Source organism: Deltaproteobacteria bacterium RIFCSPHIGHO2_02_FULL_44_16, from assembly GCA_001798185.1.
Classification (GTDB): Bacteria; UBA10199; UBA10199; order 2-02-FULL-44-16; family 2-02-FULL-44-16; genus 2-02-FULL-44-16.
In genome coordinates, this window is sequence record MGRM01000009.1 from 240,361 (window position 1) to 266,797 (window position 26,437).

The 26,437-nt window shown below is 44.5% G+C and carries 24 protein-coding genes; 7 read left to right on the forward strand and 17 right to left on the reverse strand.

The window, feature by feature from the left end; all coding sequences use genetic code 11:
- Window positions 1–32: 32 nt before the first annotated feature.
- Together A3C46_05530 and A3C46_05535 are read right to left on the reverse strand one after the other, a co-directional pair.
- The gene (locus tag A3C46_05530; protein OGQ22905.1) at window positions 33–1,124 is read right to left on the reverse strand and encodes a pyruvate dehydrogenase (acetyl-transferring) E1 component subunit alpha; all 1,092 of its coding nucleotides are present in this window, start codon (window positions 1,122–1,124) and stop codon (window positions 33–35) included.
- Between the two features lie 129 nt (window positions 1,125–1,253).
- Window positions 1,254–2,468: a hypothetical protein gene (locus A3C46_05535; protein ID OGQ22906.1), complete on the reverse strand. Its 1,215-nt coding sequence runs from the start codon at window positions 2,466–2,468 to the stop codon at window positions 1,254–1,256.
- A gap of 177 nt (window positions 2,469–2,645) precedes the next feature.
- Between A3C46_05535 and A3C46_05540 the strand changes: the two genes are divergently transcribed.
- Window positions 2,646–3,548, forward strand: coding sequence for a hypothetical protein (locus tag A3C46_05540; protein OGQ22907.1), 903 nt, complete (start codon window positions 2,646–2,648; stop codon window positions 3,546–3,548).
- Window positions 3,549–3,571: 23 nt separating this feature from the next.
- On the opposite strand, the gene A3C46_05545 is transcribed toward A3C46_05540, so the two are convergent.
- The gene (locus A3C46_05545) at window positions 3,572–4,606 is read right to left on the reverse strand and encodes an alcohol dehydrogenase (GenBank protein ID OGQ22908.1); all 1,035 of its coding nucleotides are present in this window, start codon (window positions 4,604–4,606) and stop codon (window positions 3,572–3,574) included.
- Window positions 4,607–5,011: 405 nt separating this feature from the next.
- Between A3C46_05545 and A3C46_05550 the strand changes: the two genes are divergently transcribed.
- Window positions 5,012–5,974: a hypothetical protein gene (locus tag A3C46_05550; GenBank protein OGQ22909.1), complete on the forward strand. Its 963-nt coding sequence runs from the start codon at window positions 5,012–5,014 to the stop codon at window positions 5,972–5,974.
- Window positions 5,971–6,261, forward strand: coding sequence for a hypothetical protein (locus tag A3C46_05555; GenBank protein OGQ22910.1), 291 nt, complete (start codon window positions 5,971–5,973; stop codon window positions 6,259–6,261). Before A3C46_05550 ends, A3C46_05555 begins: the two co-directional genes overlap by 4 nt.
- Before the next feature lies 1 nt (window position 6,262).
- Here the strand turns inward: A3C46_05555 and aspA are convergent, their stop codons facing one another.
- Window positions 6,263–7,654 (reverse strand): aspartate ammonia-lyase, encoded by a 1,392-nt coding sequence (gene aspA / locus A3C46_05560; GenBank protein ID OGQ22911.1) that lies wholly within the window; start codon window positions 7,652–7,654, stop codon window positions 6,263–6,265.
- Between the two features lie 253 nt (window positions 7,655–7,907).
- On the opposite strand from aspA, the gene A3C46_05565 reads away from it, so the two are divergent.
- Window positions 7,908–8,771, forward strand: coding sequence for a hypothetical protein (locus A3C46_05565; protein OGQ22912.1), 864 nt, complete (start codon window positions 7,908–7,910; stop codon window positions 8,769–8,771).
- 50 nt (window positions 8,772–8,821) lie between these two features.
- Here A3C46_05565 and A3C46_05570 read toward each other — a convergent pair whose 3' ends face one another.
- The 4 genes from A3C46_05570 to A3C46_05585 all read right to left on the reverse strand — a co-directional run bounded on the left by A3C46_05570 (window position 8,822) and on the right by A3C46_05585 (window position 12,385).
- On the reverse strand, window positions 8,822–9,268 hold the full coding sequence (locus A3C46_05570; GenBank protein OGQ22913.1) for a hypothetical protein: 447 nt from the start codon (window positions 9,266–9,268) through the stop codon (window positions 8,822–8,824).
- A gap of 211 nt (window positions 9,269–9,479) precedes the next feature.
- On the reverse strand, window positions 9,480–10,535 hold the full coding sequence (locus A3C46_05575) for a transcriptional regulator (GenBank protein OGQ22914.1): 1,056 nt from the start codon (window positions 10,533–10,535) through the stop codon (window positions 9,480–9,482).
- The gene (locus A3C46_05580; protein ID OGQ22943.1) at window positions 10,532–11,782 is read right to left on the reverse strand and encodes a hypothetical protein; all 1,251 of its coding nucleotides are present in this window, start codon (window positions 11,780–11,782) and stop codon (window positions 10,532–10,534) included. Before A3C46_05580 ends, A3C46_05575 begins: the two co-directional genes overlap by 4 nt.
- A gap of 213 nt (window positions 11,783–11,995) precedes the next feature.
- Window positions 11,996–12,385 (reverse strand): hypothetical protein, encoded by a 390-nt coding sequence (locus tag A3C46_05585; protein OGQ22944.1) that lies wholly within the window; start codon window positions 12,383–12,385, stop codon window positions 11,996–11,998.
- Between the two features lie 242 nt (window positions 12,386–12,627).
- On the opposite strand from A3C46_05585, the gene A3C46_05590 reads away from it, so the two are divergent.
- Window positions 12,628–13,083, forward strand: coding sequence for a hypothetical protein (locus tag A3C46_05590; GenBank protein OGQ22915.1), 456 nt, complete (start codon window positions 12,628–12,630; stop codon window positions 13,081–13,083).
- Window positions 13,084–13,094: 11 nt separating this feature from the next.
- On the opposite strand, the gene A3C46_05595 is transcribed toward A3C46_05590, so the two are convergent.
- The 4 genes from A3C46_05595 to A3C46_05610 form a co-directional block, all read right to left on the reverse strand.
- The gene (locus A3C46_05595) at window positions 13,095–14,360 is read right to left on the reverse strand and encodes a hypothetical protein (GenBank protein OGQ22916.1); all 1,266 of its coding nucleotides are present in this window, start codon (window positions 14,358–14,360) and stop codon (window positions 13,095–13,097) included.
- On the reverse strand, window positions 14,326–14,688 hold the full coding sequence (locus A3C46_05600; protein ID OGQ22917.1) for a hypothetical protein: 363 nt from the start codon (window positions 14,686–14,688) through the stop codon (window positions 14,326–14,328). Before A3C46_05600 ends, A3C46_05595 begins: the two co-directional genes overlap by 35 nt.
- An 88-nt stretch (window positions 14,689–14,776) precedes the next feature.
- On the reverse strand, window positions 14,777–16,645 hold the full coding sequence (locus tag A3C46_05605; protein OGQ22918.1) for a bifunctional homocysteine S-methyltransferase/methylenetetrahydrofolate reductase: 1,869 nt from the start codon (window positions 16,643–16,645) through the stop codon (window positions 14,777–14,779).
- Window positions 16,646–16,740: 95 nt separating this feature from the next.
- The gene (locus tag A3C46_05610) at window positions 16,741–17,328 is read right to left on the reverse strand and encodes a hypothetical protein (GenBank protein OGQ22945.1); all 588 of its coding nucleotides are present in this window, start codon (window positions 17,326–17,328) and stop codon (window positions 16,741–16,743) included.
- 213 nt (window positions 17,329–17,541) lie between these two features.
- On the opposite strand from A3C46_05610, the gene A3C46_05615 reads away from it, so the two are divergent.
- Complete coding sequence (locus A3C46_05615) at window positions 17,542–18,033, forward strand: transcription elongation factor GreA (GenBank protein OGQ22919.1); 492 nt, start codon at window positions 17,542–17,544, stop codon at window positions 18,031–18,033.
- Window positions 18,034–18,180: 147 nt separating this feature from the next.
- Window positions 18,181–21,360: a hypothetical protein gene (locus tag A3C46_05620; GenBank protein OGQ22920.1), complete on the forward strand. Its 3,180-nt coding sequence runs from the start codon at window positions 18,181–18,183 to the stop codon at window positions 21,358–21,360.
- 25 nt (window positions 21,361–21,385) lie between these two features.
- Here the strand turns inward: A3C46_05620 and A3C46_05625 are convergent, their stop codons facing one another.
- The 5 genes from A3C46_05625 to A3C46_05645 all read right to left on the reverse strand — a co-directional run bounded on the left by A3C46_05625 (window position 21,386) and on the right by A3C46_05645 (window position 26,390).
- On the reverse strand, window positions 21,386–22,669 hold the full coding sequence (locus tag A3C46_05625) for a C4-dicarboxylate ABC transporter (GenBank protein ID OGQ22921.1): 1,284 nt from the start codon (window positions 22,667–22,669) through the stop codon (window positions 21,386–21,388).
- A complete protein-coding gene (locus A3C46_05630) occupies window positions 22,669–23,211 on the reverse strand; it encodes a hypothetical protein (protein ID OGQ22922.1) in 543 nt (180 codons plus the stop codon). The genes A3C46_05625 and A3C46_05630 overlap by 1 nt, the downstream gene beginning before the upstream one ends.
- Before the next feature lie 10 nt (window positions 23,212–23,221).
- Window positions 23,222–24,217 carry a hypothetical protein gene (locus A3C46_05635; protein OGQ22923.1) on the reverse strand — a complete coding sequence of 332 codons (996 nt, stop codon included), beginning with the start codon at window positions 24,215–24,217 and terminating at the stop codon, window positions 23,222–23,224.
- A gap of 134 nt (window positions 24,218–24,351) precedes the next feature.
- Complete coding sequence (locus A3C46_05640) at window positions 24,352–25,377, reverse strand: hypothetical protein (GenBank protein ID OGQ22924.1); 1,026 nt, start codon at window positions 25,375–25,377, stop codon at window positions 24,352–24,354.
- Between the two features lie 62 nt (window positions 25,378–25,439).
- On the reverse strand, window positions 25,440–26,390 hold the full coding sequence (locus tag A3C46_05645; protein OGQ22925.1) for a hypothetical protein: 951 nt from the start codon (window positions 26,388–26,390) through the stop codon (window positions 25,440–25,442).
- Between the last annotated feature and the right edge of the window lie 47 nt (window positions 26,391–26,437).

Sequence of the window (26,437 nt, forward strand, 5' to 3'; positions counted from 1 at the left end):
CGATCGCTTTGGCACCGCTGACTCTCTTTTCTTTAATGATAATTTTCTTCATGAACTTCAGAAGCAAAAACTTTTGCGTCTTCTAATTGCTCACGGAGTCGCGGAGAAGTTTCGGCAAACGTAAAATTAAAAATCTCTTCGGGTGTCGGCTTGGCATAGGTTTCAAAAGCATGTACAGTCTCTTCTACAAAGACTTGCGCTTGTTGTTGAATTTCTTCGTCATCTTTTTTCTGCCAAAGCCCTTTCTTCTCTAAAAAACGTCTCAGGCGCAACACGCCATCTTTTTCTTTCCACATGGCCACATCTTCAGCACATTGATAGATGCTCGCATCATCGGCGGTTGTATGATCGCAGAGTCGATAGGTTACGGCTTCGATAAAAGTTGGTCCCTCACCACAACGCGCTTTCTCTAACGCTTCGGTCATCACCTGATACATCGCGAGAATATCCATCCCATCCACCGCAATGCCGTGAAATCCATATCCAAATGCTTTCTCCGCAAGCGTCTGCGACGCTGTCTGCATTTCCCGTGACACAGAAATAGCCCACTGGTTATTCGTGCAAAGAAAAACAACAGGCGCTTTGTAGACACCTGCAAAGTTCATGGCTTCGTGAAACTCCCCTTCTGACGTCGCTCCGTCACCAAAAGTTGCCACCACCGCGAGATTTTCTTTGCGAAGTTTCGCTCCCCAACCAATCCCAACAGCGTGTGGCAGATGCGACGCAATCGGAATAGAAAAAGGGAGAACGTTTGCCTCTTGTGGAAAGTGACTTCCCATCTCGTTTCCGAACCAAAAAAGTAAAACTTGATAAAAAGGAACGCCGCGAAGATGGGCCAGCGCTCCTTCACGATACGAAGGGACGAGCCAGTCTTGTGGTTTCATGGCATGCGCAGCGCTCACTTGAATTGCTTCATGTCCTTTAATTTGTGGATAGGTATTGAGTCGACCTTGGCGTTGAAGATTGAACGCTTTGTCATCAATCGCACGCAGTCGCACCATGTCACGATAAAACTGTTTGAGCATCGCATCAGAAGGGAGGGTCGCCCCTTTGGCGAGCACACCCTTTTCATCTAGGACTTGATAGATTTTTCCTTCACGTGGATCGTACTGTCCAAAAATCATAGCTGCTCCTGAGAGAAAAGTAGCCCTTTCCATCGAAAATAGCGGCATTTGTCAATGATGTCGTCTGACACAGAAAGTTATACTTTCAACACAATCTTCCCGAACAGATCACGAGAAAGCATTTTCTGATTACACCTTGTTCCAGGAACGAACATAGGAATTCTTGAAGGAAAATGTTTCTTCGCCACCATAGACACATTCCCCGAGAGGTTCGTCTTTTTGTTTCAATCCTTGAAGTTTCTGAAATGTATCGATCGGTTTCAAAAAACTCGGATCGAATGTTTCAGCAGATTTAATGGTAATCGGATACAAGACCGTTCCCTGGTCAATGATGAGGTCCACTTCATTTCCTTTGGTATCGCGCCAAAAATAAAGCGGTGGCTCGAGACCACGATGATAATATGATTTCATCCATTCTGAGATAATCCAATTTTCAAAAATAAAACCGCGCAAAGGATGTGTCTCAAGCGTTTCCGCTGTCTGTATTTTGAGCAGATAACAGAGAAGTCCCGTATCAAAAAAATAGAGTTTTGGTGATTTGATCATACGCTTATTGAAATTTCGAAAATGAGGTTGAAGCGTAAAACAGAGAAAGCTCATTTTCAGAAGAGAAAGCCAGGCATTAGCTGTCGGCTGAGAAACACCGCAATCATTCCCAAGCGAAGAGAGATTCAAAAGTTGTCCGACACGACCAGCGCAGAGCCTGACAAAACGATCAAAGAGATCAACATCGCCAATGTTCATGAGAGTACGCACATCTCGTTCAACGTAGGTTTCATAATACTGCTGAAGCCATTGCTGAGGAGCGAGTTGTTTATCGTAAATACGGGGATAGCCACCAGTAAAGAGTTGTGTCTCGAGTGAACGTTTTTGTGTTGAATGCGTCTGTTGTTTTTCTTTTACTATCAGTTCACCTCCGATTGGGATTTCTGATTTTTCATTCTCAAGTTCTCGTCTTGAAAAAGGGAGAAGCTTTGCAATCACGGTTCTCCCAGCCAAAGACTGTGTGATCTTTTCCATCAGGAGCAATTGATGAGAACCGGTCAGAACAAATTTTCGTGTTGATGCCGGTTCGTCAACGAGCGTTTGAATATAAGAGAGGAGTTCAGGAGCACGCTGAACTTCGTCAAGAACTAAAGGTCCTGAATGAAGACGAAAAAAACCCCGTGGATCTTCGATGGCACGACGACGCTGATCGACATCTTCTAATGATACATAGGCATAGGAAGGAAAAACCATCCGGCATAACGTCGACTTGCCTGATTGCCGTGGTCCAATAAGAGTGATCACTGGATATTTTTGAGCGTTTTCAGCTATATAATGAGCCAAATGTCGTTTATACATACATGAATATACTAGATTTTTTGTTTATTGGTGTCAATTGAAAGTTTAACTTTCAATTAGACCACAATATGACCAATAACTGACAGTTAGTTATTGGTCATCAGGTCATCATGACGATGTTATAAATACACAACTTCTTTTTTCATTTCTCGATAAGGAACATGAAAGTGAGGATTTATGGCATCGTCTGGCTCCGTGAATGTGATTGCTCTGAAAAATCATCTTGAAGAGATTGTGCATGAAAGCGGTGGTCATCCGCTGGATGAAGGATATCAGCAAGGCAGACTCATTGTAGATATTGCGCTTAGCGATGGTAATCCTGAGTTTTCACTCGTGGAACAAACAAAGTTCGGATCAGAGTATGCGACAGTAGCTCGTTGGATTGACAGTGAAACTTTTCGTCATGATATCAATCCTGCAAGTCAAGCAAGCTTAGAGCGTCGAGTAAATGCTTTGGCAGAGAAAGCTCTCAAGGCTTTACACCAAAGCAATGATCCCGAGATTCAACGAGCTTTGGCATTGGCAGAAGGCATTACCGAAGTTATTCAAGCTCACGGTGATGTTGAAGCCTATCTTGAACACATGACGCCTGAAACAAAAATTCCTTCTTTTCTTGGTTCGCTCTTTGAACTCCCACAACCTCTCACCAATCAACTGCCAACAAATTTGATGTGGATCGATCCTTCAGCTGAAAGAATTCTTCCCAATGCTGATATTGTGAACATCGCGACCAAACTTGCTCGAGGGCAATCCATTGATGGTGAGCTGCGAAACATAATTGTAAAGAGCGGAACTCTTCCTCAGATCCAAAGTATTCTCGGTCCAGAGAATGCAGCAATCGTCACCAAGCTCATCAATGGTGAAAAAATTTCAGCCCATGAAGCAAATCGGTTCATGACACAAGTTGAAACTGGTTATGTTCTCGATACAAACAGTCCTGGATGTGAACCCGTTCTAATGATAATTGCGGTAATGGGACTGCTAATAATAGTTTATTTCGCAGGAGTTTTTGAGGTTGGTGAATTAACTCCTAAGGGGGGGTCGCGCTTTTGTGCGTCGGGCTTTTGTTCGCCTTCTTGATATATTCAGCATGTAAATGAGGGTTAGACCATTTTCAGCACAATCTTCCCAAACAGATCGCGGGAAAGCATTTTTTCCTGGGCACTGCGGGCCTCGTCGATGGGGAAAACTGAATCGATAACGGGATGAACTTTTTTCTGTTTCAATAAATTGATCACTTCAAGGAGTTCAGATTTATATCCCATATAGGATCCGAGAATAGAGAGTTGTCGCGTAAACGCAAATCGGAGATCAATTTCCACGGTTGGTCCAGAACTTGAACCACAGAAAACAACACGACCACCGCGAGCAAGCGACGCAGAGCTTGAGTGCCACGTCGTGGGGCCAATGTGTTCAAAGACCACATCGACTCCAGAACCATTCGTCATTTTTTTCACCTCTTTGTGAAATTCAGGATGTCGTTTGTAATTGATAACTTCGTCAGCTCCAAGGAGCTTCGCTCTTTCTAATTTCTCGTCTGTACTTGCGGTGGCAATGATGAATGCACCTGCGTTCTTCGCAAGTTGAATTGCGGCGGTTCCAATCCCACTGCCAGCTGCGTGAATCAAAACTTTTTCCCCAGACTTGAGCGAAGCTCGTCCAAAGAGCATGTGCTGTGCGGTGAGAAAAACAAGTGGAGTTGCTGCCCACTCAACCGCAGTCCATGCATCATTGATTCGAATCAATTCTTTTGCAGGTGCTGTTGTAAATTCTGCGTAACCACCTTGACGCTGAAAGCCCATCACCTGATATTTCGGATCGAGACTTTCACGTCCTTCATAGCCGGGAGTCGGATCGCCTGGAATCTGACCTGGTGAAACGAGAACGCGTTCACCTTCTTTCCAGCCACTCACTTTTTTTCCGAGAGCCACAATGGTTCCGACTACTTCACAGCCCAAGATATGCGGCATCGGCACTTCAAGGCCAGGCCATCCTTGACGGGTCCAGATGTCGAGATGATTGAGCGCACAGGCTTCCACTTGAATGAGAGCTTCGTCATCAAGAAGCTTCGGGTCAGGGAGATCCATTTTTTTTAAAACATCAAGATCACCGTGCTCTGTAAACGCAATGGCTTTCATAAGTATTCTTTCGTTACCAAAATGTAGGGGCGTGCGGCGCACGCCCACATTATGGGCTAATCAGCAATTCGGCCTCATACGGAAACATATAAACTTCACAAGCATTTGCTAAAACCTGTTCTATTTTTGACGCCCCGAACAAGAAAACGCTCGGTTGAATTATGAACCGCTTGATAATATGTATCCATCCCAACTCGGTTACCGTCCACATCTGTTGGAATGATTCTTACATTTGTCATGACTGGATTACCCATAATTCCCTCCTTTAAGGAATTTGATTTCCCGTACTTTATTGAAAGACAAAGAAAAAGGTTGCTAAAAATTCTTGATTTTTACCGGGAATTAGGCAAATTAAAAAAAACACCGGGATTCCCGGTAATTTTATGACTTTAGAAACGATTTTCTATGCGAATACATTTACCAAACAGTGCCTTTTTAGGGAACATTGACCCCTTTTTAAGGTCATTTGAGACCTCTGATCCAGAGACATTGCAAATCACCGCAAATAAAAAATGGATTTCGATTCACCCTGTCATCCTTTCCATGATCGCTGCATTGGGTTTAAATCTCGATTCAAATCACATCACGTGTGAAAAATTTGAAGCCAAATCGAAACACTATCTCGAACGAATGGGGCTTTTTAAAATTTGGGGAATCGCATCAGGAATGACGATTACCGAACATGAACCAGCTGGGCGATTTATTCCCCTCTCTCTCATCAAGAACTCAACGATGCTCACGAAATTCATTACAGACATGACCCCTTTACTTCATCTGGAACCAAAACATGCTGAACCCATTAAATACATTGTCAGTGAATTGGTAAGAAATGTATTGGAACATGCTTTCTCAAAACATGGCGCTGTTCTCTGTGCACAGTACTTTCAAAAAAGTAACACCATAAGAATTGGAATTGCTGATACTGGAATTGGAGTTAAAAAAAGCATCAATACCTCTTATGCCGCAAAAACAGATCTCGAAGCATTGCAATTAGCACTGACTCCCGGAATTACAGGCACAACACGCAAAGAAGGTGGAACCGAACTGAACGCAGGAGCAGGTTTATTTTTTATAAAATCGATTGCGAACGTCAATCGCGATTTTTTTATGATTTATAGTGGGAACGCTCTTTATAAACTTTTGAAGAGACCTCAAAACTCAAAAATAAAACTGTATGCGGATCCATTCAGAGATAGACATTCAAAAGAAGAAAATCTTCCATACTGGAACGGAACTGTTGTTGGGATTGACATCTCCTTACATGCCACAAAAGAATTTTCATTGCTTCTCGATTTAATCAGAACGACGTATACCAATGCGGTGAAAGAACGAAAAAAAACAAAGTATAAAAAGGCTCACTTCATATGATTGAAATTAAAATATTCAAGGAAACAGGAAGTTTTGCCGAAAACAAGGATAAGGCACGAGATATACGACTTCACACCATTATTCCTGCTCTTGAGAAAAAACAAAAAGTCATCCTCAATTTTGAACATGTTGATTCAGCGACACAGTCCTTCATTCATGCTTTAATCAGCGATTTGTTAAGAAAATATGGAACTGAAGTGCTTGACGACATTTCATTTAAGGCCTGCAACACGACTCTCCAAAAAATTATTACGATTGTTGTCGATTATATGCAGGAAAGTGAATAATTCACTTTGGCTCCATCATGGAACGAACATCGAGAATCTGATTGAGCTTGCGTTCATCCAAAACTTTTTCTTCGAGCGCTACTTCGCGGATGGTTTTGCGTTCGGTATATGCACGTTTGGCAAGCGCTGCGGCACGATCATAGCCGATCTCTTTGGCAAGAGGAGTGACGAGCATTAAACTCTGTTCCACGAATTGACGACAGCGTTCTTTGTCAGCTTCAATACCAGCCACACATTTCTTTGCGAGGAGCTGCGCTCCTGCAGTTAACAAACGGATTGAATCGAGGAGATTGATCGCAATCAGTGGCATCGTCACATTGAGTTCAAATTTACTTGTCGATGCTCCCATCGTAATCGCAGTATCGTTGCCGATCACTTGACATGCGACTTGGCAGACCACTTCGGGAATCACGGGATTTACTTTTCCCGGCATAATCGAAGAACCAGGTTGCAACTCCGGAAGTTTAATCTCAGCAAGCCCTGCACGAGGGCCACTTGCAAGCCAGCGAAGATCATCAGCAATTTTCATGACGGCTAACGCCGTCATCTTTAACAAACCACTTGCTTCAACACACGCATCTTTCGCTCCCTGCGCTGCAAAATGATTGGTCGCCTCTTTCAAATCGAGACTCAAACGTTTTGAAAGTACGCTACAGACTTCATTCGCAAACTTTGGATGCGTATTGATTCCAGTTCCCACTGCGGTTCCACCAATGGCGAGTTCAAAAAGTGATGGAAGCACTCGCTCGAGCGCCTCTGTCACATGCGCCACTTGCGTAGCGTACCCGGAAAACTCCTGGCCAAGTCGAATGGGTGTTGCATCCATCAAATGTGTGCGCCCAATTTTGACGACATCATCAAAAGCTTTCGCTTTTTGGCTCAGTTCTTTTTGAAGTTCGCGAAGCGCAGGAATGAGTTCATATTTGATGCCATACGCAGCGCTCAGATGAATGGCGGTCGGAATCACATCATTCGAAGACTGGCCGTCATTCACATGATCATTCGGATGGACCGGAGTTTTTGCGCCAAGTAAACTCCCAAGAGCAACGTTTGCAAGATTCGCAATGACTTCGTTGGCATTCATATTGGTCGACGTACCAGAGCCGGTCTGAAAAACATCGATTGGAAAGTGTTGATCGCACTCTCCTTTGGCCACGCGTTCTGCGGCTTGCATGATCGCATCGGCAAGTTTTTTATCGAGACGTCCGAGTTTTCTGTTGGCGCTTGCGGCTGCATATTTGATTTCGCCGAGCATGCGAATGAAGAGTGAGGGAAACGTTCTGCCGCTCACCGGAAAATTATCAACCGCGCGTTTAGTCTGCGCGCCATAGAGAGCATCAGAAGGCACAGCCACCTCCCCCATTGAATCGCGTTCAGTTCTGGTATTTGTCATGCTGACTCCATTCATTTCATGTCACAACCGCGCGAGTGGTAAGTTTTTCGAGGACATCTCGTAGGCAATTTTCTCAAACGGGAACTCATAAATAAAATTGCTGAGAGAAGAGCGGTCGATTTGGGACGACCCAAATCGAACCGCGTTCCGAGAAAACTTACCCGAAGCAGGTTGTGAAAAAACATTTTGAATGGCGTTTTAACCCGAAACGATTCGGTTTTGCAATTGCTCTGCGAAAAACTTATAAGTCCTCATGGCCAAACAGCAGAATCAACTCTTCGGTATTATCCTCATGATCATCTGCTCGATCTTTATCACGATCAGTTGGGCAGGAGTGAAGCTCGCTGGCCAAACACTTCCGCTTTTTGAAATCGTCTTCTTTCGCGCATTTTTTTCATGTCTTTTTCTGCTTCCTCTTATGCTCAAACGATCACATTCACTCAAACCAAAGCAGCCGAAACTCCTTCTCATCCGCTCTTTTTTTGGCGCTGTTTCGATGATCATGATTTTTTATAGTCTCAAGTATTTTGAAATTGGAAACACCTCGGCTCTCTTTAATACCATGCCGATTTTTGTGGCACTGCTTGCACCTCTTCTCTCCACAGAATCCTTTCATCGAAAATCTTTTTTTATGATTCTCATTTCCTTTGTAGGCATCTGCTTGATTGTCAAGCCAGACAGCAATCTTCTTTCCAATGAAGCTTTGATGGCTTTGGGTTCTGCTTTTTTCATGGCCATTGCTACCGTTCAACTTCGAAAACTGTATACCACTGAAAACACGGCCATGATCACTTTTTACTTTGCAGCGATGATGGCGCTTCTTTCATTGATCTCCTGCATCTTGGACTATACACACCCTTCGCTTTTTGAGTGGGGATTACTCCTCACCGTTGGTGTCACGGTCACGATCGCACAATTACTCGGAACCAAAGCGTATGACTATGGCGATGCCACGATCATCACTCCCTTTAGTTATGTAACCGTGATTCTCTCGTATCTCTTGGGAGTTCTCTTTTGGAACGAAGTTCCAGACCTCGCCTCAATCTTCGGCGCTCTTATCATTACGCTTTCAGGAGTTCTGATTCTCCGCGGGAGAAGCGGGTCAAAGCTGCAATAGCCTCTTTCTTTGCGTTGAAAAATCATAGGCTACAAGAATGTGGCGAAACATTACGGCCTCCTTTCAGAGGAGGGAAGAAGAAGGAGAGGACATGAAATGCGTTCGAGCATATGCGATATCCTCCGCATAAAATCGTCATCTCCAAAGGGGAGAAGCACAAGCGCAACCTTTTCGGTTGCAGCAACGTTTGAAATGACATTTTCCCAGGTTCCCAAATGGGATCTTGTCTCAAACGTCATATTTCCATTTGAAACAATGTTCTTTAAAGTTTTTTTGAGCGCTTCAAGACCTTCATGTGATTGTCGTTTCACTTCATCATTTTTTTGAATAAGTTCTTTTTGATCAACATGAGGGACAAGATACGCATGCAAAAGAAGGACATGATATTTCTCTCCAAAAGCCTTGAGGAAAGTAATTCCTCTTTCAGCAACTTTTTGGAAAGAAGGTGAGAGATGTATTGGCATTAAAATCGTTTTCACAGAAACACTATGAACCAAAACAACTCATTCAAGAGATGATCTGGAACAAAAAATGAAATGATTTTGATCATGTGAAAACGGCTGCAGGAGGCGTTTGTCGAGCGGCGTCCGCAGGCACTGCGGACAGCAGCCTTTATAATCGCGGTGCCAAAGAGCAGGCAGCGAGACGGCGACTGAGTCGAGCTACCGTAGCAAGACAATGCCTCCGAGAGACGTTTTCAACAAACTTTTACTGAAGCTCTTTGAGTCCTTTGACATTCAAAATGATAATCTGACGACCATCAATCGAGATGAGCTTTTCATCTTTAAAGTCGCTTAAACAGCGAATAAGCGTCTCCGTTGCCGTTCCTACCATGTTTGCCAGATTTTCACGCGTCAAAGGAAGTTTTGTCTGTCGCTCTCCATCGATGTGGTATTTCTTCTGCGCCATGAGAAGCGTTTCGGCAACCCGCTTTCTGACCGAATCGTAGGCCAAACTTAACAATCGCGTTTCTGTTTCCCGCACGGAGTTGGAAAGCATTTTGATAAAGGTTTGCGCCACATCGCGATTTTTTGAAATCAGGGAGAAAAAATCCTCTTTTGGAATCTTGCAAATTTTTGCGGCTTCAAGCGTCACGGCTGTATCTGTATAGGGAATCTCTTCCAGGAGCGCAGTGTATCCAAAAAAATTTCCGGCTGAATAGAGATTCGTCACCAGTTCTTTTCCCTCATCATGCATCCGACAGGTTTTTACTTTTCCCTCTTGCAGAAAATAAAGATGAGCTGGAATCTCACCTTCATGAAAAATGGTTTCCTGTGGACGATAGCGCACAAGAGGTCTCTCCTCTGAAAGCGTTGCAAGTTCTTTCATGCCGCGCGCCTGATCCAGAAATTCGTGAAGACCTTCAAGCGTTGCAGTAAAAGTTTTTTCTGCAAAAGCCCGTTTCTTGAGACGCGTTTCAATTGCATTCAAAAGTTCCGTTTCATCAAAAGGTTTTGTGAGGTAGTCGTCTGCTCCGAGCTCCATCCCTTTTCGAAGATCGCTCTTTTCCGCTTTGGCCGTTAAAAAGAGAAAGGGAATACTCGCGGTTTCAGGATCTTTGGAAAGGATATGGAGTACACCATAACCATCCAGTTCAGGCATCATGATGTCGCAAAGGATCACATCTGGTTTCATCTCCTTTGCTTTCTGAATCCCCTCTTTTCCCTGTTTTGCTGTGGTCACCTGATATTGGGCAAGTGTTAAAATTTCAGCCGTATTTTCTCGCAACACCGAATCGTCTTCGATGAGCAAAATCTTCTTCATGTTCTTTCTCCTTTTGGAAGGATCACCACAAATGTTGTCCCCTTTCCCTCTTCACTTTCAAAACGAATCGACCCTCCCATGAGATCGAGATAGTTCTTCACAATATTGAGACCAATGCCGGTTCCAGGGACTGAAAGCACATTCTTTCCTCGATGAAATCTTTCAAAAAGACGCTTTTGGTCAACCTCCGGAATCCCAATTCCCTGATCTTCAACAATGAGCTCTATTTTTTCTCCATCAACACGTGTCTTCACCGATACGATTGTCTCATCCGAGCTATATTTGAGCGCATTAGAAATGAGATTCGTCACAATATTCCGAAGCATCTCTTGATCGACCATGACCGTCACCATATCTCCTTCATGAACGTAGACGATACGATTTTTCTTCGACATTCCACGCTCCGTATCATTGATGCAACTTTCAACAAAGGAAGCGAGTTGCAATGAAGAGGGTTTCGCTTCGACATTTCCCTGTTCCAATTTATCCATCGAGAGAAAATCATTGAGAATGCTCGTCAAATGTTGCACCAGCCGCTGAATTGTTCTCACATGCTTGTCGCGTTGTTCCTGTTCTTTCTCTTTTTGATATTTTGTGATGAGTGAAGCCGACGACGCAATTCCCCCGAGCGGAGTTCGAAATTCGTGCGAGGCAAGTGAAACAAAACGCGATTTGAGTTCCCCAAGCTCGCGTTCTTTTTCAAGCGCAACATTGAGTTCCTCTGCGATTCGCTTTCTCTCTGCCATTTCTGTGTGAAGATTCGTATTGATGTGATGAAGCTCCATTAAGGCTTGCGATAACTCTCTTGTTCGTTCTCCAACCTTGTGTTCCAGGGTAATATTGAGCTGTTTGAGCTCGTCTTTGATTTTCTTTCTCTCCGTAATGTCACTGACAAATCCAACTGTCCATCGCCTTTCATCGATTTCATAAGAAGCAAGGCTTATTTCAACTGGAAATTCGGTCCCATTTTTTTTGAGCGCCAAGAGATCCATGCCAATACCCATAGGACGCGCAACAGGGTGCTCATAATAACGGGCACGATGTTCCACATGTTTTTTTCGAAATTGGTGTGGAATGAGCGCTTCAATCTTTTGACCAACAAGTTCTCGTGGCTCATATCCAAACAAAGAACAGGCATGAGGATTCACTTCTATAATTTCACCTTTGTCATCGCAGATGATAAGGCCAAGACTTGAATGCTTGAAGAGTAAAGCCGAAACAACATGTTCATCATGAGGTTGTATCATAGTTTTATGCGCACCTTGCGATGTAGCAGGAATCACATAACTCGCAAGTTTTAAGAACATCTCAAATGACCGATGGGCAGGAGTAAAGAACCCCTGCCCATCGTATTCTGCCGTAAAAAGTCTCAATACTCTTTTTAAGAATGGACCAAAATCTTTTTGCTGTGCGCCTCAGCTTCAGGAGATTTTGGTAGCGTTACCGTCAACACCCCGTTTTTATACTTGGCATCGACTGCGTTTGCATTCACCTCGCATGGAAGCTGAATCCGCATGTTTCTTCACAAACCGTCTTCTGATACGAACATGATCCTGAAGCTGACGTCGCGCAGCATCAAAAGCATCGCGAAGAGCAACATAAATATCTTTGTGAGCAAAATTTTTCCCGGGATCGCGATTGGTCACAATTTCTTCTCCAGGGATATGCATCTGAACGGTGACATGAAACGTGTTTCCCTGATGATGTCGGTGAGGAGACTCGATAACCACATGACATCTCAGAATCTTGTCGGCAAAGCGGTAAAGTTTTTCCGCCTTTTCTCGAACAAAAGTTTCAACCGCGTCTGAATGTGGAACATCTTTAAACGTAATTTGTAATGGGATCATGATAGAAAACCTCATAGTTGTGCATCACCGTCTTCTCCCGCAAATACTATTTAATGACGAGCCTCATGATTCTCGGCATTACCTTTTGGCATTCCTTGATGTTCTCCCTCTTGTTGTGTCTCTCTTATGCAAAAAAAATCGTTGTCGTGGGGATGATAAAAATCATCCTTCATTATGATTCTTCTTATCGCTCTCTTTTCTTCATTCAGAGATACGGAAAACAGAACTTCTAAAAAGGAGGAACGATGACAGAACTACGTGCAAAAGATATTATGACTACAGAAATCTTAACGGTCGCAGAAGAGATGTCAGTAAAAGCGTTGGCGGAAGCGCTCGTTGAACACGAAATCACAGGAGTTCCTGTCACCAACTCAAGAGGCAAACTGATTGGTGTCGTTTCTACAAGTGACATCGCGCAATATGAAGCTGGTCGCGGTGAAATAACCGAAACCATGTCGCCTTCCCTTTTTTGGATGAGCAGTGGCGGCTATGTGCCGGATCTTCGAAATCTTCCTGAAGAGGATGTGCTTGTCCGCGACATTATGACTCCAACGGTTTATTCGGTGAAGGAAGAAACCAAAGTTCGCGATATCGCACGCACCATGATTTCCGGACGCATTCATCGCGTTTTGGTCACGCGTAACGATCGCTTTGTGGGAATTGTCACGAGCCTTGATCTTCTGAAAGTGCTGTTTGATTAAATAAAATTTATCTACGACTCACTCTGAAATAAAATGAGTTCTTCAGTGCCAATATTACTATAATAAAAAAAGTCCGGTTTGCTCGTGAGAAATGAAAATCCACAATGCGGACACTGAATAGTGTTGTTGAAAAGTTCGCTCTTTTTTAATGATGAGATCATTCCCTGCATCGGTGATGGGAAAATTGTTTTGCAGCGTGCACAACGAAGCATGAGCGCCTGACAAATAATGTAGGAGAAGAGCTGTAATCTTTCAACAACCAGAGCAATAAGTTGTTCGACGGAATAATCTTCTAAAGGTTTTAACGCTGTACCATACGGAGCAAACACCGGAATTTCATGATGGTTATCGAGTATGGGAAAAAATTTATCCTGAAATGTAACAATATGTGATTTGCAAATAGCCTCATCTTGTATTTCCATCAGTTCAGTGTTGAGGATCAATGCTGCTCGCAACAATCTATTGATATCTGACCAATAAACAATTCCGTGATCGAAATACTTATCGCTTGGAAGAAAAACATGGTTCTGAAAAGACCAGGTCATAATATGGGGATTGTGTACCGAATCGCGGGAAGGAGAAAGGAAACCTCCTTTTTCAAAATCATTTTTAATACGATGAACCGTTGAGAGATTACAGTCGAGGAGGTAGGCAAGTCGAACTGATGTATGATAATCTTTCTCCTTCTTGTGTTTTATCTTATGACTCACCGACAACAAATAGAGAACATCAGCTCGTAATGAAACTCCACAGAGATACCTATATCGGAGCTGTGCATTTGTGCGCAAAATCCAGTCGTGATCCTGCAGTTTTTCTCGTGGTAACACGTCGTGAAAAAGAATTCCCCATTTTAAAAAAAGGGTGTCTTTATCTCCCCAACCCTTCTGAGACATCGTTGTTGAAAGGGGAATCTCCTTCCAGGTCGGTGTACACATTCGCTGGCACTGCTTGATGACGGTTTTCCACTGTGATGGTGACTGCTTCTCCAAAAAAGCGCCAAGAAAACGCGCGACCCATTCATCCTTTTCTTTTTGAATAAGTGTTTTTAACCTTTCTTGATTTACAACGTCACCATATCGCTTGAACCAATACCAAACTCCATCATACAAACGACCATCGTATCGAACCACATCAGCAAAAAGAAGTATCGAAGCTTCAATATCGGTCGAAAAGAGATTCGTTCCAGATGCGCCAAGAAGTCCGAGGCGATTCCATTGAGCCCACGCAAGATCGAGAACGATCTTAAGAAGTTCTTTGTGATATTTTTTCTGCGACATCGGAATACCCCAATTTCAACGCTCGTTGATAAAAACCTTCAGGAAGTCCCATTGATGTCAGGATTTCAGGACCAGCATTCATCCAGCGTTGTGGTAAGCCATAATTTTCGGAAATGATCTTTACTGCTTCAGACAATTGTTCAGGCCATGGTGTCGGAAAAATGGTATCGATATCTTTTGTAGTGATCCGATCGGTTAAATCCAGAAACATCAACGCTGCACCGCCGCAAATGCCAAGGATGAGAGATGGACCATCAAGCTGATCATAAATCCTTCCCACTTCACGAAGATATCGAACAATCTGTTCTTTGTTGATTTCAGAAGACATGAATGAATGCTCTCATTGAATTGTGTAATACGCAATATATAATTGCTTAATAAGCAATATTTTAGTGCGAAAAACGCAAATAAAAATTCTACCGAATCACGTTTAAAAGATCGCCGATGGCGGCGTAAGATCTGAAAGGCGGGAAAATATAAGCGCCGCCGGTGACTTCTTTCATCGCATGAATCGCTTCGAGCATTTCAGAGGCAACACTCATGCCGACTTGACGCTGTGTCTCTGTTGTTTTCGCTGATTCCATGCGACTCATGACCTTCTTCGGAATTTGCATGCCAGGAACTTCGTTATGAAGAAACTCAGCGCTGCGAAGTGAGGTCAACGGTAAAATGCCAACAAAGATCGGAATTTTTGGAATAGAGTGAATGCGCTTAAAAAATTCTTCAACGCGCTCCACTTCATAGACTGGTTGCGAGAAAACAAACTCAGCGCCCGCAGCAACTTTGCGCGCAAAGCGATCAACTTCAAGGTCAATATCCACAGCGCCTGGATTCACACCACAACCGAGAAGAAACTTCGTCGAGCCTTTGATCGGGCGGCCCGCAAAATCGAGTCCTCGATTGAGATTAGCCGCAAATTTGATAAGTCCAATCGCATCAATATCAAACACCGCTGTTGCTTCGGGATAGTTTCCCATCTTCGGAGGATCGCCGGTGATCAACATGAGGTTACGCAGCCCCAACGCATTGGCGCCGATCAGATCCATCTGAATGCCGAGCAAGTTACGATCACGACAACAATAATGCGTAATCACTTCGATCCCGACTCTCTCTTTGATGAGCAGCGACATCGCCGTCGAACTCATTCGGGCCATGGCGCGCGGTCCATCTGAAATATTGATCGCATCCACTCCAATCTCTTTGAGGAGCATCGCTCCTTCGAGAGCTTTCGAAGGATCCGTGCTTACCGGTGGTTCGATTTCGACAGAAACCGAAAACTTTTTTCCAAGCAGCGCTCCGAAGGGACTTTTTTCTTCAACGGGAATGGGAGATGGAAATCGAACTTGATGCAGTTCATACGGCTTATCCTGTTCATCTTTGATCACCTTCGTTTTGCCCGTATCATCGACACGAATCGCTTTGATGAAATTTTTCATTTCATGAATGTGCGCAGCAGTAGTTCCGCAACAACCACCGATGAGCTTCACCCCTAACTGCGCAAAGCGTCGCGCATATTCTGCAACATATTGAGGAGTCGCCATGTAGAGAAGTCTCCCCTGTTCCATCTGGGGCAGACCTGCATTGGGCATGGCAGAGAGAGGCTTCTTCGTCACTTTCGTCATCCGTTTCAACGCTTCGAAAACCCCAATCGGACCGTCAGAACAGTTGACACCGATGACATCAGCTCCCCAGATGTCCATCTCCTCTGCAGCGACTTCTGGCTGAAGTCCTTCAAACTCACCCTCACCCCCATATTTGAGCGACAGATGGCAGACAATGGGAAGGGAGGTGACAGAGCGCGCAGCTTCATAAGCGATTTTGAGCTCATCAAGCCGCGTAAAGGTTTCGAGAAAAATGGCATCCACCCCACCATCAGCAAGCGCTCTTATCTGCTCTGCAAACGCATCGTGGATTTCTTTTGGATCCATGACCCCTGCATTTTTTTTGGTCCACGACACAGGTCCGACCGATCCGGCTACAAAAATATTTTCTCCTGCTACCGCACGAGCAAGCGTTGCACCTGCCATATTGATCTCGCGCACCTTTGTCTCTAATCCAAAACCAGAAAGGGCCAGACGATTGGCGGTAAACGTGTTGGTTTCAATGAGCTCAGCCCCTGCGGAGACATATTCGCGATGAATCTCTTTCACGATCTCAGGACTTGAAAGACAGAGTTCATCATAACAACGATTGATAAAAATACCGCGACGATAAAGCTCCGTCCCCATCGCTCCATCTGCGAGAATTCCTTTTTCTGTAAGTGTTGTGAGAAAGTCGCGTTTCATTTTTTTCTCTTGGATATTACCGTTCATGCTGAGCCTGTCGAAGCATAACTCACCCTTCGACAAGCTCAGGGTGAGCGCGGCTTATTCAAACTTCATTACTTTCTCAAATACGGATTCGTTTTTTTCTGCTCCCCAAGCGTTGCGGTCGGAGTTTCACCATAGTCATGGCCTGGATACACCACAAGCTGCTCTCGAAATAAGACCAACTTTGCAAGCGATGTCTTCATGGCTTTCGGATCGCTCCCCGGAAGATCGATACGACCACAACTATCGATAAAAAGGGTATCGCCGGTCACAAGAATATCGTCAACTTCAAAACACTGACACCCTGGAGAGTGACCTGGCGTGTGATGGCACAGAACTTCGCTCTTTCCCAAAACAATTTTACTCCCATCTCGCGTTGTCACCGTCTTCGCAGACGATGGGAGAGTTTTTGCTTCATGTTCATGGACATAGACAGGAGCAGAGATCTTGCGCAGCAGTGGTTCCAAGTCTTGGAGGTGATCAAAATGAGTGTGGGTCAGCAAAACTGCAATGATGCGAAGGCCTAAACGCTCCGCTTCTTTCAGAAGTTTTTCATGCTCCCACCCCGGATCGATGATCGCCCCTTCTTTGGTGTCATGATCCCAAAGAAGATATGCGAAGTTTTGCATGGGACCGACAACTATTTGTTTGATATGCATAGACATCGTTATTTCTTTAGTAAGCGCCGCGCGAGGGTAAAGTTTTCGCAGGGCATCTTTCAGCGATTTTAACAAGCGGGACAAAACCTAAAATCGCTGAAAGCTAAGCGAACGTCATGGGACGACCCATGACGGAGCGGCCCGAGAAAATTTACCCGAAGCAGGCGCTTCAGAACAATTCATAACGTCTTGACTTCACTTGTCAATCAAGAGATGTCATTCCTCATGTCAGACCGAGTCCCCATGACCCCTCGCGGCAAAAAAATGCTCGAGGAAAAGTTAAAGCATCTCAAAAGTGTCGAGCGCCCCAAAAATATTTTGGACATCGAAACCGCTCGCGCGCATGGCGATCTTTCAGAAAATGCTGAATACAGTGCAGCCAAAGAAAAACAGGGGCAAATCCACGCGATGATTCAGGATATTGAATATCATCTCGGAGCAGCTCATGTCATCGATCCCGCCACCATCGAATCAGATAAAATCGTTTTCGGCGCTACGGTCACCCTTCTCAATCTCGATACCGATGAAAAAGTGACCTATACGATCGTCGGTAAACATGAAGCCAAAATCGAAGAGGGAAGTGTTTCGATTGAATCCCCCATTGCCCGAGCTTTGATCGGAAAAACAGAAGGTGACGAAGCACGTGTCCAAACCCCCAAAGGGATCCGCGAATTTGAAATCATCGACGTGAAATACGGCGAATAAATTCTCTCACCAACGCCAATATTTTTTTGACGCTTTGATCATTTTTACCCACCTGCGATCGGCTCAATTACAAAAAAATATATGTATTTCAATGTGATACCAGCTTTAAAATGTTGGTACATTTATTGAAGAGTTCTCCTTGCAGATATGAAAAAAAACTTTTTAACATCTCTGGTTCTTTTGTTCTTTTTCACTGCCTGCGGTGCGGGGGTGGATGGGATTTCTACCTCTTCGACCATAGTTATCAAAAGTGTAACACTCAATAGTACAGTTCTTGTTCCCTCTTCAACGAGCGCCAACATTAGCAAATCAGTTGTAAAATCGGCTGTCCACAAAGCTTCAAGTCAAGTGGCTGGAAATGGACTCACGGGAACCTTCTACAATATGAAGGGAGAAACCTGTGGCACCTGTACTGTCAGTGATGGGGTTTGCAAAGTAGACGCTCCTCTCACCTGCGTCACTTCAGCCACCAGCGGTTCCGCAATTGCGAAACTCGTACTGGTGGTTAAAAACAGTTCGGGGAGTATTCGTATTGAAAAATATACAGAACTCTCCATCGATACCGATAATCTTGTCGAAAAGAGTTTTGGCACAGCTGATACTACATCCACGCTCGCCGCTCAGGCTTTTTGGAAAAAAATTGGTTGTAAACCAGGAGAAGATTGTTTCAGCAAAATCGAAACCGCGAACATCGACGTTCTCTGTTATGTCAAAGCTCAAGAAAAACTCTGGGGAGAATCTTCACTGGATGGCACAGGCCTCAAAGATGATAGCGCTCTTATAAAAGAACTCATTTTTAGCGCCATGACCTCAGGCCTTTCTGCTGCTGATTATGGATATGAAGACTGGTTATCGGTCCTGCTAAGCGACACGGCTCCACCCATAAGTGTGGTTGAGGCAATGGCAAATGCTGCAAAAGATGTGACCGGAAAAGATGCAGACTATTTCATGAACGGATATGACGACGCTGTCGCAGCATTTGACGCTTTGGACATTGTGCTTCACGATGAACTTGCTTCTGGAGAGGGGCTCAGCTCTCTCTCATCTTTAAGCAAGGCAAGTAGCGCCGCAACCGGTAGCGCTTGCGATAGCATCAAATCCGACTCCGCTCAAGGAACCGCCTTTAGCGATGTTTTTATCGGAAGCCTTCTCGCTGCTGAAAGTGCGGGACAAGTTGAAACCTTTTCGGCTGATGGATTTAAAGTTTTCCTCGGCGTTCTGGATCACGCCAGCGGGGCAGGAACGCTCATCGATATGGTTCCTGGCGCTCTCACGGGCCTTATGATTGGCATGACCGGTAAGTACGAAAGTTTCTTTGATCCCTCCGGATTTATCAATCCAGATGAAATTTTTGCTTTTCATGGACTCGTTGATCGCGCCAAAGACGAAGAGTTTGATACTATGGAAGACTTTTTCGATTGGGGTTTGAGCATGGGAAGTACCATAGCAAGCAATGAAGAAGGTCTTGATCTTTTCATTTCGGATGACGGCTCTATAGATTCCGATGTCATGGAATATTATGCTGGATATTTTGGCCATGTTATCGATTCTGACCTCTTTAATGAAAACAATCTCAATTCAGAACTTTTTGAAAATCTCAACACTGATTGGGTCGATCTCGGTGTCCACAAAAATGACTTCGAAGAATGTATAGGTGGAGGTTCAAACTATCTGACCTGTGTCAGCTATCTCGGTGGACTTGAAGACGGAGAACCGGAAGAAGAAGAAGAAGAAGAAATTGGTGACAATAATGACCCTGAACCAGAGCCGCAACCTGAAGAAGATGATGACGATCCTTTCTTTGATAGCGCCTTCCGATGGGCCTTTGGCACAGGATCTGGCGGTCCTTTTAGCGCTCTTATCGACAATGATGACGACGGTGATCTGGATATCATCACTGCAGAAGCAAGCTGGGACGATGATGGCGGTTACTCGATTCTTCCGAATTTTGGAAACGGGATTTTCACCTCTGCTCCGAACACCCCAAATTCGCTCTTTAACTCCCTTGGAACTGGTTCCGACACCGGAATGGGCCTTGGCGTTCCCGATTGGGATGAAGATGGAGAGTTGGATTATCTCTATCTCGAAGACAGCCTTGGCGCATGCGATTTAAAACTCGCGCTCGATTTTGATTTTGATAATCTCGAATCCAAAAGTTTGGATAACATCTATTGTGATTATCGAAAAGCCGTGGGCGATCTTGATGGCGACGGCGATGAAGACCTTTTCATGTTTGGCGCTATTGATGATGATTCAGAAGACCTTATGGGTTCTGCATTTCGAATCCTTCTCAACGATGGCGCTGGCGATGGGTTTGCTGGGGATACAACTCCTGCCCGCGTTGATTTGACACTTGCGGCGGAAGATGGAGAAAGCATTACCGAAATAGGTCAAGCTCTTGGCGATATTGATGGTGATAATGATCTTGATCTGATGTTCATTACGAGCGAAAATAGCGTTCAATGGCGCGTTTATGTTCTCCTCAATAATGGCGATGCAACGTTTGCAAATCCGGTGCGGATGGATATTGACGATGCAAATCTTACGAACATCAAAAACACCACACTGGTCGATCTTGATGAAGATGGAGATCTCGATCTTGCCGTTATTTCCGGTCCTCTTGCTGGTAATTCACCGGATGATCTCAACAATGTATTGTATATCTTCTACTGGAACGCAGGAAATTACATCCTGGATGACACGTATGATGTTATTGATGAAACTTTTGAAGTTGAGAGAGAAGATTTCAACCAGGATGGTGATCAAGACCTCGTCACGATCAGCATAACAGGCGTTATTCAGGTTTTTCCGGGAGATGGACTTGGGAAACTTGGAACGCCAGTTAATTACGATGCCAACAACATGGCAACTTTTCCATCCAATGCCGAGATCATCGCCGCTGATGTCAATGGAGACAATTATCCTGACATCGCGTGGCGTGAAAGCAACAACATTTGGGTCTTTTACAATATCAGAGGCAATCAACAGACTCTTTCCACCATGTGTTTTGAACAAAGCTCATGCAATGACAATGACGGCGCTCCGCTTTGCCTCCAAGGCGTTTGCAGTCCTCTTTTGGCAGACGGAACAGCCTGTGCAGTAAATAGCGAGTGTGCAAGTGATTTCTGCTTGAACAGCCTCTGTTTTCAGCCCCTGGATGATGGAGCAGTATGTACAGATGATGCTGAATGCTTAAGTGGTCTTTGTTTCAACAATGCCTGCTCACAACCTCTGGATGATGGATCTGCTTGTACAGACGACGTTCAGTGTTCAAGCGGTCTCTGTACAAATAATATCTGTTCGCAGCCCGCTGGGCCCGCTGGCTGACGGCGAGGATTGCACTATAAATTCTTTATTCCAACCCAAACATTCGTACCAGAAAAAGTGACAGATCTGGAACATACGTAATAATCAGCAGGGCCAGCAATAAAACTGCGAGGAATGGAAGTGACGCCTTGCACAGTTCCGGAATTTTTTTCTTGAAACGATAGCTTGAAATAAAAAGATTGAGCCCCACCGGCGGTGTTGAATATCCAATTTCAAGATTGGTCAGAAAAATAATCCCAAGATGAAGGGGATGTATTCCGAATTCTTTCGCGATGGGGAGAAGCAGCGGAACCACGACGATAATCGCAGAAAAAATATCCATGAGGCATCCCACCACCAGCAAAAAAAGATTGAGCATAATGAGAAACGTTACCTTTGAGGTAATGTACTGCCGCATCACTTCCAAAATTTTCATCGGCACTTGTTCATCGACAAGATAATTGGTGAGCCCAAGCGCACAGGCAAGAATCATCAGAATGCTGCCGACAAGCACCATTGATTCGGAAACAATGCGCGGCACATCGCGGAAGAGTTTCAGATCCCGATAAATACAGAGCTCAACAATGAAAACATAGGCAACTGTCACCGCAGCAGCCTCTGATGCCGTGAAAATGCCTCCGTAAATACCTCCGAGGACAATCGCAGGAAGGGGTAAAATCCAGATCGCATCACATACTGCTTTTTTTATTTTTCCCCATTCCGGTTTTTCACGTTGCACACGTGAAACCTGTCCGCGCAAGATGCTATAAAGCGAAAGAAACAAAATAAGAAGTGTTCCGGGAATAATACCCGCCAGAAAAAGAGCATCGACATTCACCTGCGCCACGAGCGCATAGAGAATGAGCGGGAGGGAAGGAGGAAACAAAAGTCCAAGACTCCCGCCAGTTGTGAGAAGGCCTAAAGAAAATTTCTCTGAATATTTTTCCTTGATGAGCATGGGATACAAAAGTCCGCCAAGCGCAATGATCGTCACACCTGAAGCTCCAGTGAACGCAGTGAAAAAGGCACATGCAATAAACGAAACAATGGCAAGGCCACCTGGCATCCAGCCAAAAAGAGCACGGTAGAGATTCACAAAACGTTGTGGGGATTTCGACTCTGCAAGCAAATATCCAGCAAAGGTAAAAAGCGGAATAGCAATGAGCATGGGAGCGCTTGCCATGCGGTACATTTCAATGACAACTGCAGAAGAATCGATTCCAACTGAAAGAAAAAAGACGAGCGCGAGGCCGCCAATCACCACAAAAAGTGGCGCCCCACAGAAAGCACACAAAAGAAGTCCTAAGACAAAAAAAGTTGTCGAGGTCATTAGTTGCTTATGTACCTCCGCCAATCGCCCGCTGTATGCCGATCTCCTACTTCACGAATACGCTTGATATCGAGCACAATGCCAATAGCATATTCAAAGGAAATGACCGCAAAACCAAAAGGGATCACCGCTTGTGCCCACCATGTTGGAATATTTCCCACAAGCATGCCTCCCATCATTTTTTCATCAAGCACAAAAGCATAGGATGCTTTCATCAAATAGTAGGAGACAATACAGGCAACAGCATCAAGCAGAATACGTAGGGCATTGCGCGGTCGACGCGGCAATAAACGCGCTACCATATCAATCGCAATATGCCCGCGCGTTCTTGTTCCGAGCATAGCTCCAAGAAATGTAATCCAGAGGACCATGTGTCGCGAAAGAATTTCTGCATTGGCAATACCGGAATCAAAAACATCACGGAGAATCACTTGCAAAAGCGTCACTCCTCCCATGAAAAACAAAATCAACATCAGACAAAGCTCCACAGCCCGCGCAAAAGAGCGATCGATCTGGTTAAAAAAGTGAATCAACCATCTCATGTTTTTATCCTCAAGATCTGAATGCTTGTAAAATTTCTTTCACGTTGAGGAGAAGGGACGAAGGATAAAGTTTCCCTGCAAGATCATCCCAAACCTTTACCGCATTTGCGCGAATCGCTTCTTTCTCATCTTCCGAGACAGTAACAGTTTTGAGGCCTGCCTTGGCAAGTGACGCATAGGAAGTTTGATTTTCCTTTCGCGTTTCATCGATGATACGGCGAGCATAACGTCGTGCTGTTGAGCGAAAGATTTCCTGATCTTGCGGCGTCAGAAGCGCAAATACTTTTGACGTCATCATAATACCGCCCGTGGAGTTCGCAACCTGCAGATCAGTAATATACGGTGTTCGGGTAAACCATTGCAGCGCAATGGCTCCAAGCGGCGGAGCATAGACCGCATCAATTAATTTTGTTTGAAGCGCCTGGTACACATCAGGAAGAGCCAAAGGAACAGGAACAATTTCAAAACGTTTGTAAAGAGCCCCAACTAAAAAATCGCCTTCCCATGCCCACATCTTCATTCCCTTCATATCTTTTCGTGAAGCAATCGGTTTTCCGGAAAAAATATTCACGAAACCGGTTTCTGTCCATGCGACCAACACAAATCCCTTTTTCTGAAAAGCAGGCTCAAGTTTCGGCTGAATTTTTTTGGCAACAGCATCAACTTCTTCATAATTTTGATACATAAAAGGGAGATCTAAAACACGGACCGCAGGATTGATAAACCCAAGGCCGAGACTGGTGAAAGCTCCTGCATGCACCTGGCCAATGCGCATTTTGCGGATGATATCGCGCTCATCGCCAAGCACTCCTCCCGCATAAATTTTGAGTGTCACGCGACCGCTGGTTTTTTTTGTGAGCTCCTTATTCCATTCTTGAATCAGTTTCTCCCACGTTGAACCTTCAGGGGCCAGAAGCGCAAATTTGATTTCGGTTGCTGCGTGCACTGATGAGGCGGTAAAAAAAATGATGAAGGAAATAAAAAATATTCTGAAAATAAAATTCATGTGAACCTCTCATGTCACTAGGACCAAAAACCCTTGTAAGTCATCCCTGCGGAGGCAGGGATCCAGTGTTTCCGATGTTCTGGATTCCCGCTTTCGCGGGAATGACAACCTCTCTTTACCTTTGCAAACAGATCTTAAAATAATTTCTCTTTCATCCCCCATAAAAGATCAGCTCGCCGTTTCGCTAACTGATTTGCCAGTTTCTGCTCTGGAAAGTTATTCACGTCTGCGATTTCCACTTCACGCAAGAGTTGTTCAAAGAGTTTTTTATCCTGCACTTGCACGGCATAATATTGAGCATAGAGAAGTTTGGTCATGAGATAGCGCGGTTCAATCTGGATCGCTTTCTCAAACGAGGCTTTCGCCTCTTCTGGTTTTCCTCCAAGTACCGGAGGGCGTGAAGCTGCCATCACCCCACGAAAAGCATGAGCCGCTCCAAATTCATACGTCGGCATCAATTCAATGACGCGATCGATCATCGCTTCGATACGCGGAAGATCGATAATCGCCATCGGATCATCGCGATGGAGATTCAACCATCCTCCCCATGAAAATGCGGTCCAAAAGAGTGTAGAGACATCTTTTTTGCCAAAAGAAGAAAGCGCAGCTTCAAACTCAACTTGCGGCTTTTCTAATGAACGTGCAAAACTCTTCTTCCGTTTGAGAGCGGTCAGCCCCACATCCCGACCACGTTCATAAAAGTGCTGCGCACGTTCTAAACTTTTTTGATCGTGCTCTCCTTTGGTTGCTTTGAATCGAAGAAGATCCTCTTCATAGAAACCATAAGCATATTGACCATAGGCTTTTGCCACAAGCGCTGCATACCGAGGCTCTTGAGGATGCGATTGTCGAAGGACATCGAGGGCAATAATCAAGGGAGGCGTATTTTGACGAGCAAGTTCAACATCTTCTTCCTGTTCAAGCACCCCTTGGCCATCCCATGCCATTCCACCGATAGCAGAAACAGCCGCTTTTTTGAGGCTACAGCTGGTAAAAATAAGAAAAACTAAGGAAAATTGAGCCACTCTTTTAAAATGTTTCGCTGTTACGGGTCCTGTCGCTTCCGCCGTTCCACCTCCCCACTGCGTGGGGCGCCCCTGGGATCCGGCGTCTGCGCCACCCGAATGATGAGCTATTTTAAAATCGTGGCTCAATTTCATAAGATTGAGTTGCTACCAAGAAGAAGATGAGAGTGCAACCGACCCAAATGACGCATTGCATTTTAAAGAAAATTGGAAAGAAATCGATCTGCAGAAACAATCACATTTTTTTTCCCAAAAATGCTCAAGACATTCGGTTTTGAAACGAGCTGGACAAAGGGAATATTTCCCAGTTTCGATGCATGGAGCAGATGATGGGAAGAAATCTCCGAAGCCTCCAGTTTACATTCAAAAAGAATCCATGGTTTCGCATCTTTCACGATGAGAAAATCGCTCTCTTTTCCATCCTTCGTGCGAACATAGTAAAGATCATATTTCCCTACACCTGCATCGCTTAAAAACGCGCAATACGAAAACAATTCAACGGCCACATAATTTTCAAATGCGGATGCGGATGTTTGTGTTTGAGACCAATCAAAAAAATAACATTTCTGCTCTTTTTTTATTCCACGACTCAAATTTTTTGAATAGGGAGGAACCCAAAAAAGCACATACACCAGTGTCAACGCGCGAAGCCAATTACGTACCGCTGTATGACTTACCTCCAGGTCTTCCCGAAGCGCGTTGATGGAAAGAGGAGATCCGATGCGTGGAGGAAGAAGTTGGATGAGATGAAAACAGTGTTCTACATTGACGATTTCGGTCAGATCGCGAAGATCTTCACGCACATAATGATCAAGATAATCCTGTCTCCACTTCTGAATAAAAACGTCTGAATCCGCAAGAAAAGGATCCGGGAAACCGCCTGAACGAAGCAAATGCTCAAAAGCATCCTTTGAACCCTGATGCTGTAAAAAGCAGGATTCAATGAATTCCCATGCCGGCATAGTTTTTTTGCGGGGAAACTCAAAATGTGAATGGCACACTTCTGCAAGTGAAAGAGGGAATAATCGAAACGTAAAATAACGTCCGAGCAAACTTTCACCAGTATATTTCAACAAGTCAACACGTGCGCTTCCTGTAATGATAAACTGACACAGTTTCTCATATGAATCGAAAATTCCTTTGAGCACATTTTTCCAGGGAATGTGCCAAAGCTAGTTGAAATTGGATAAAGAAA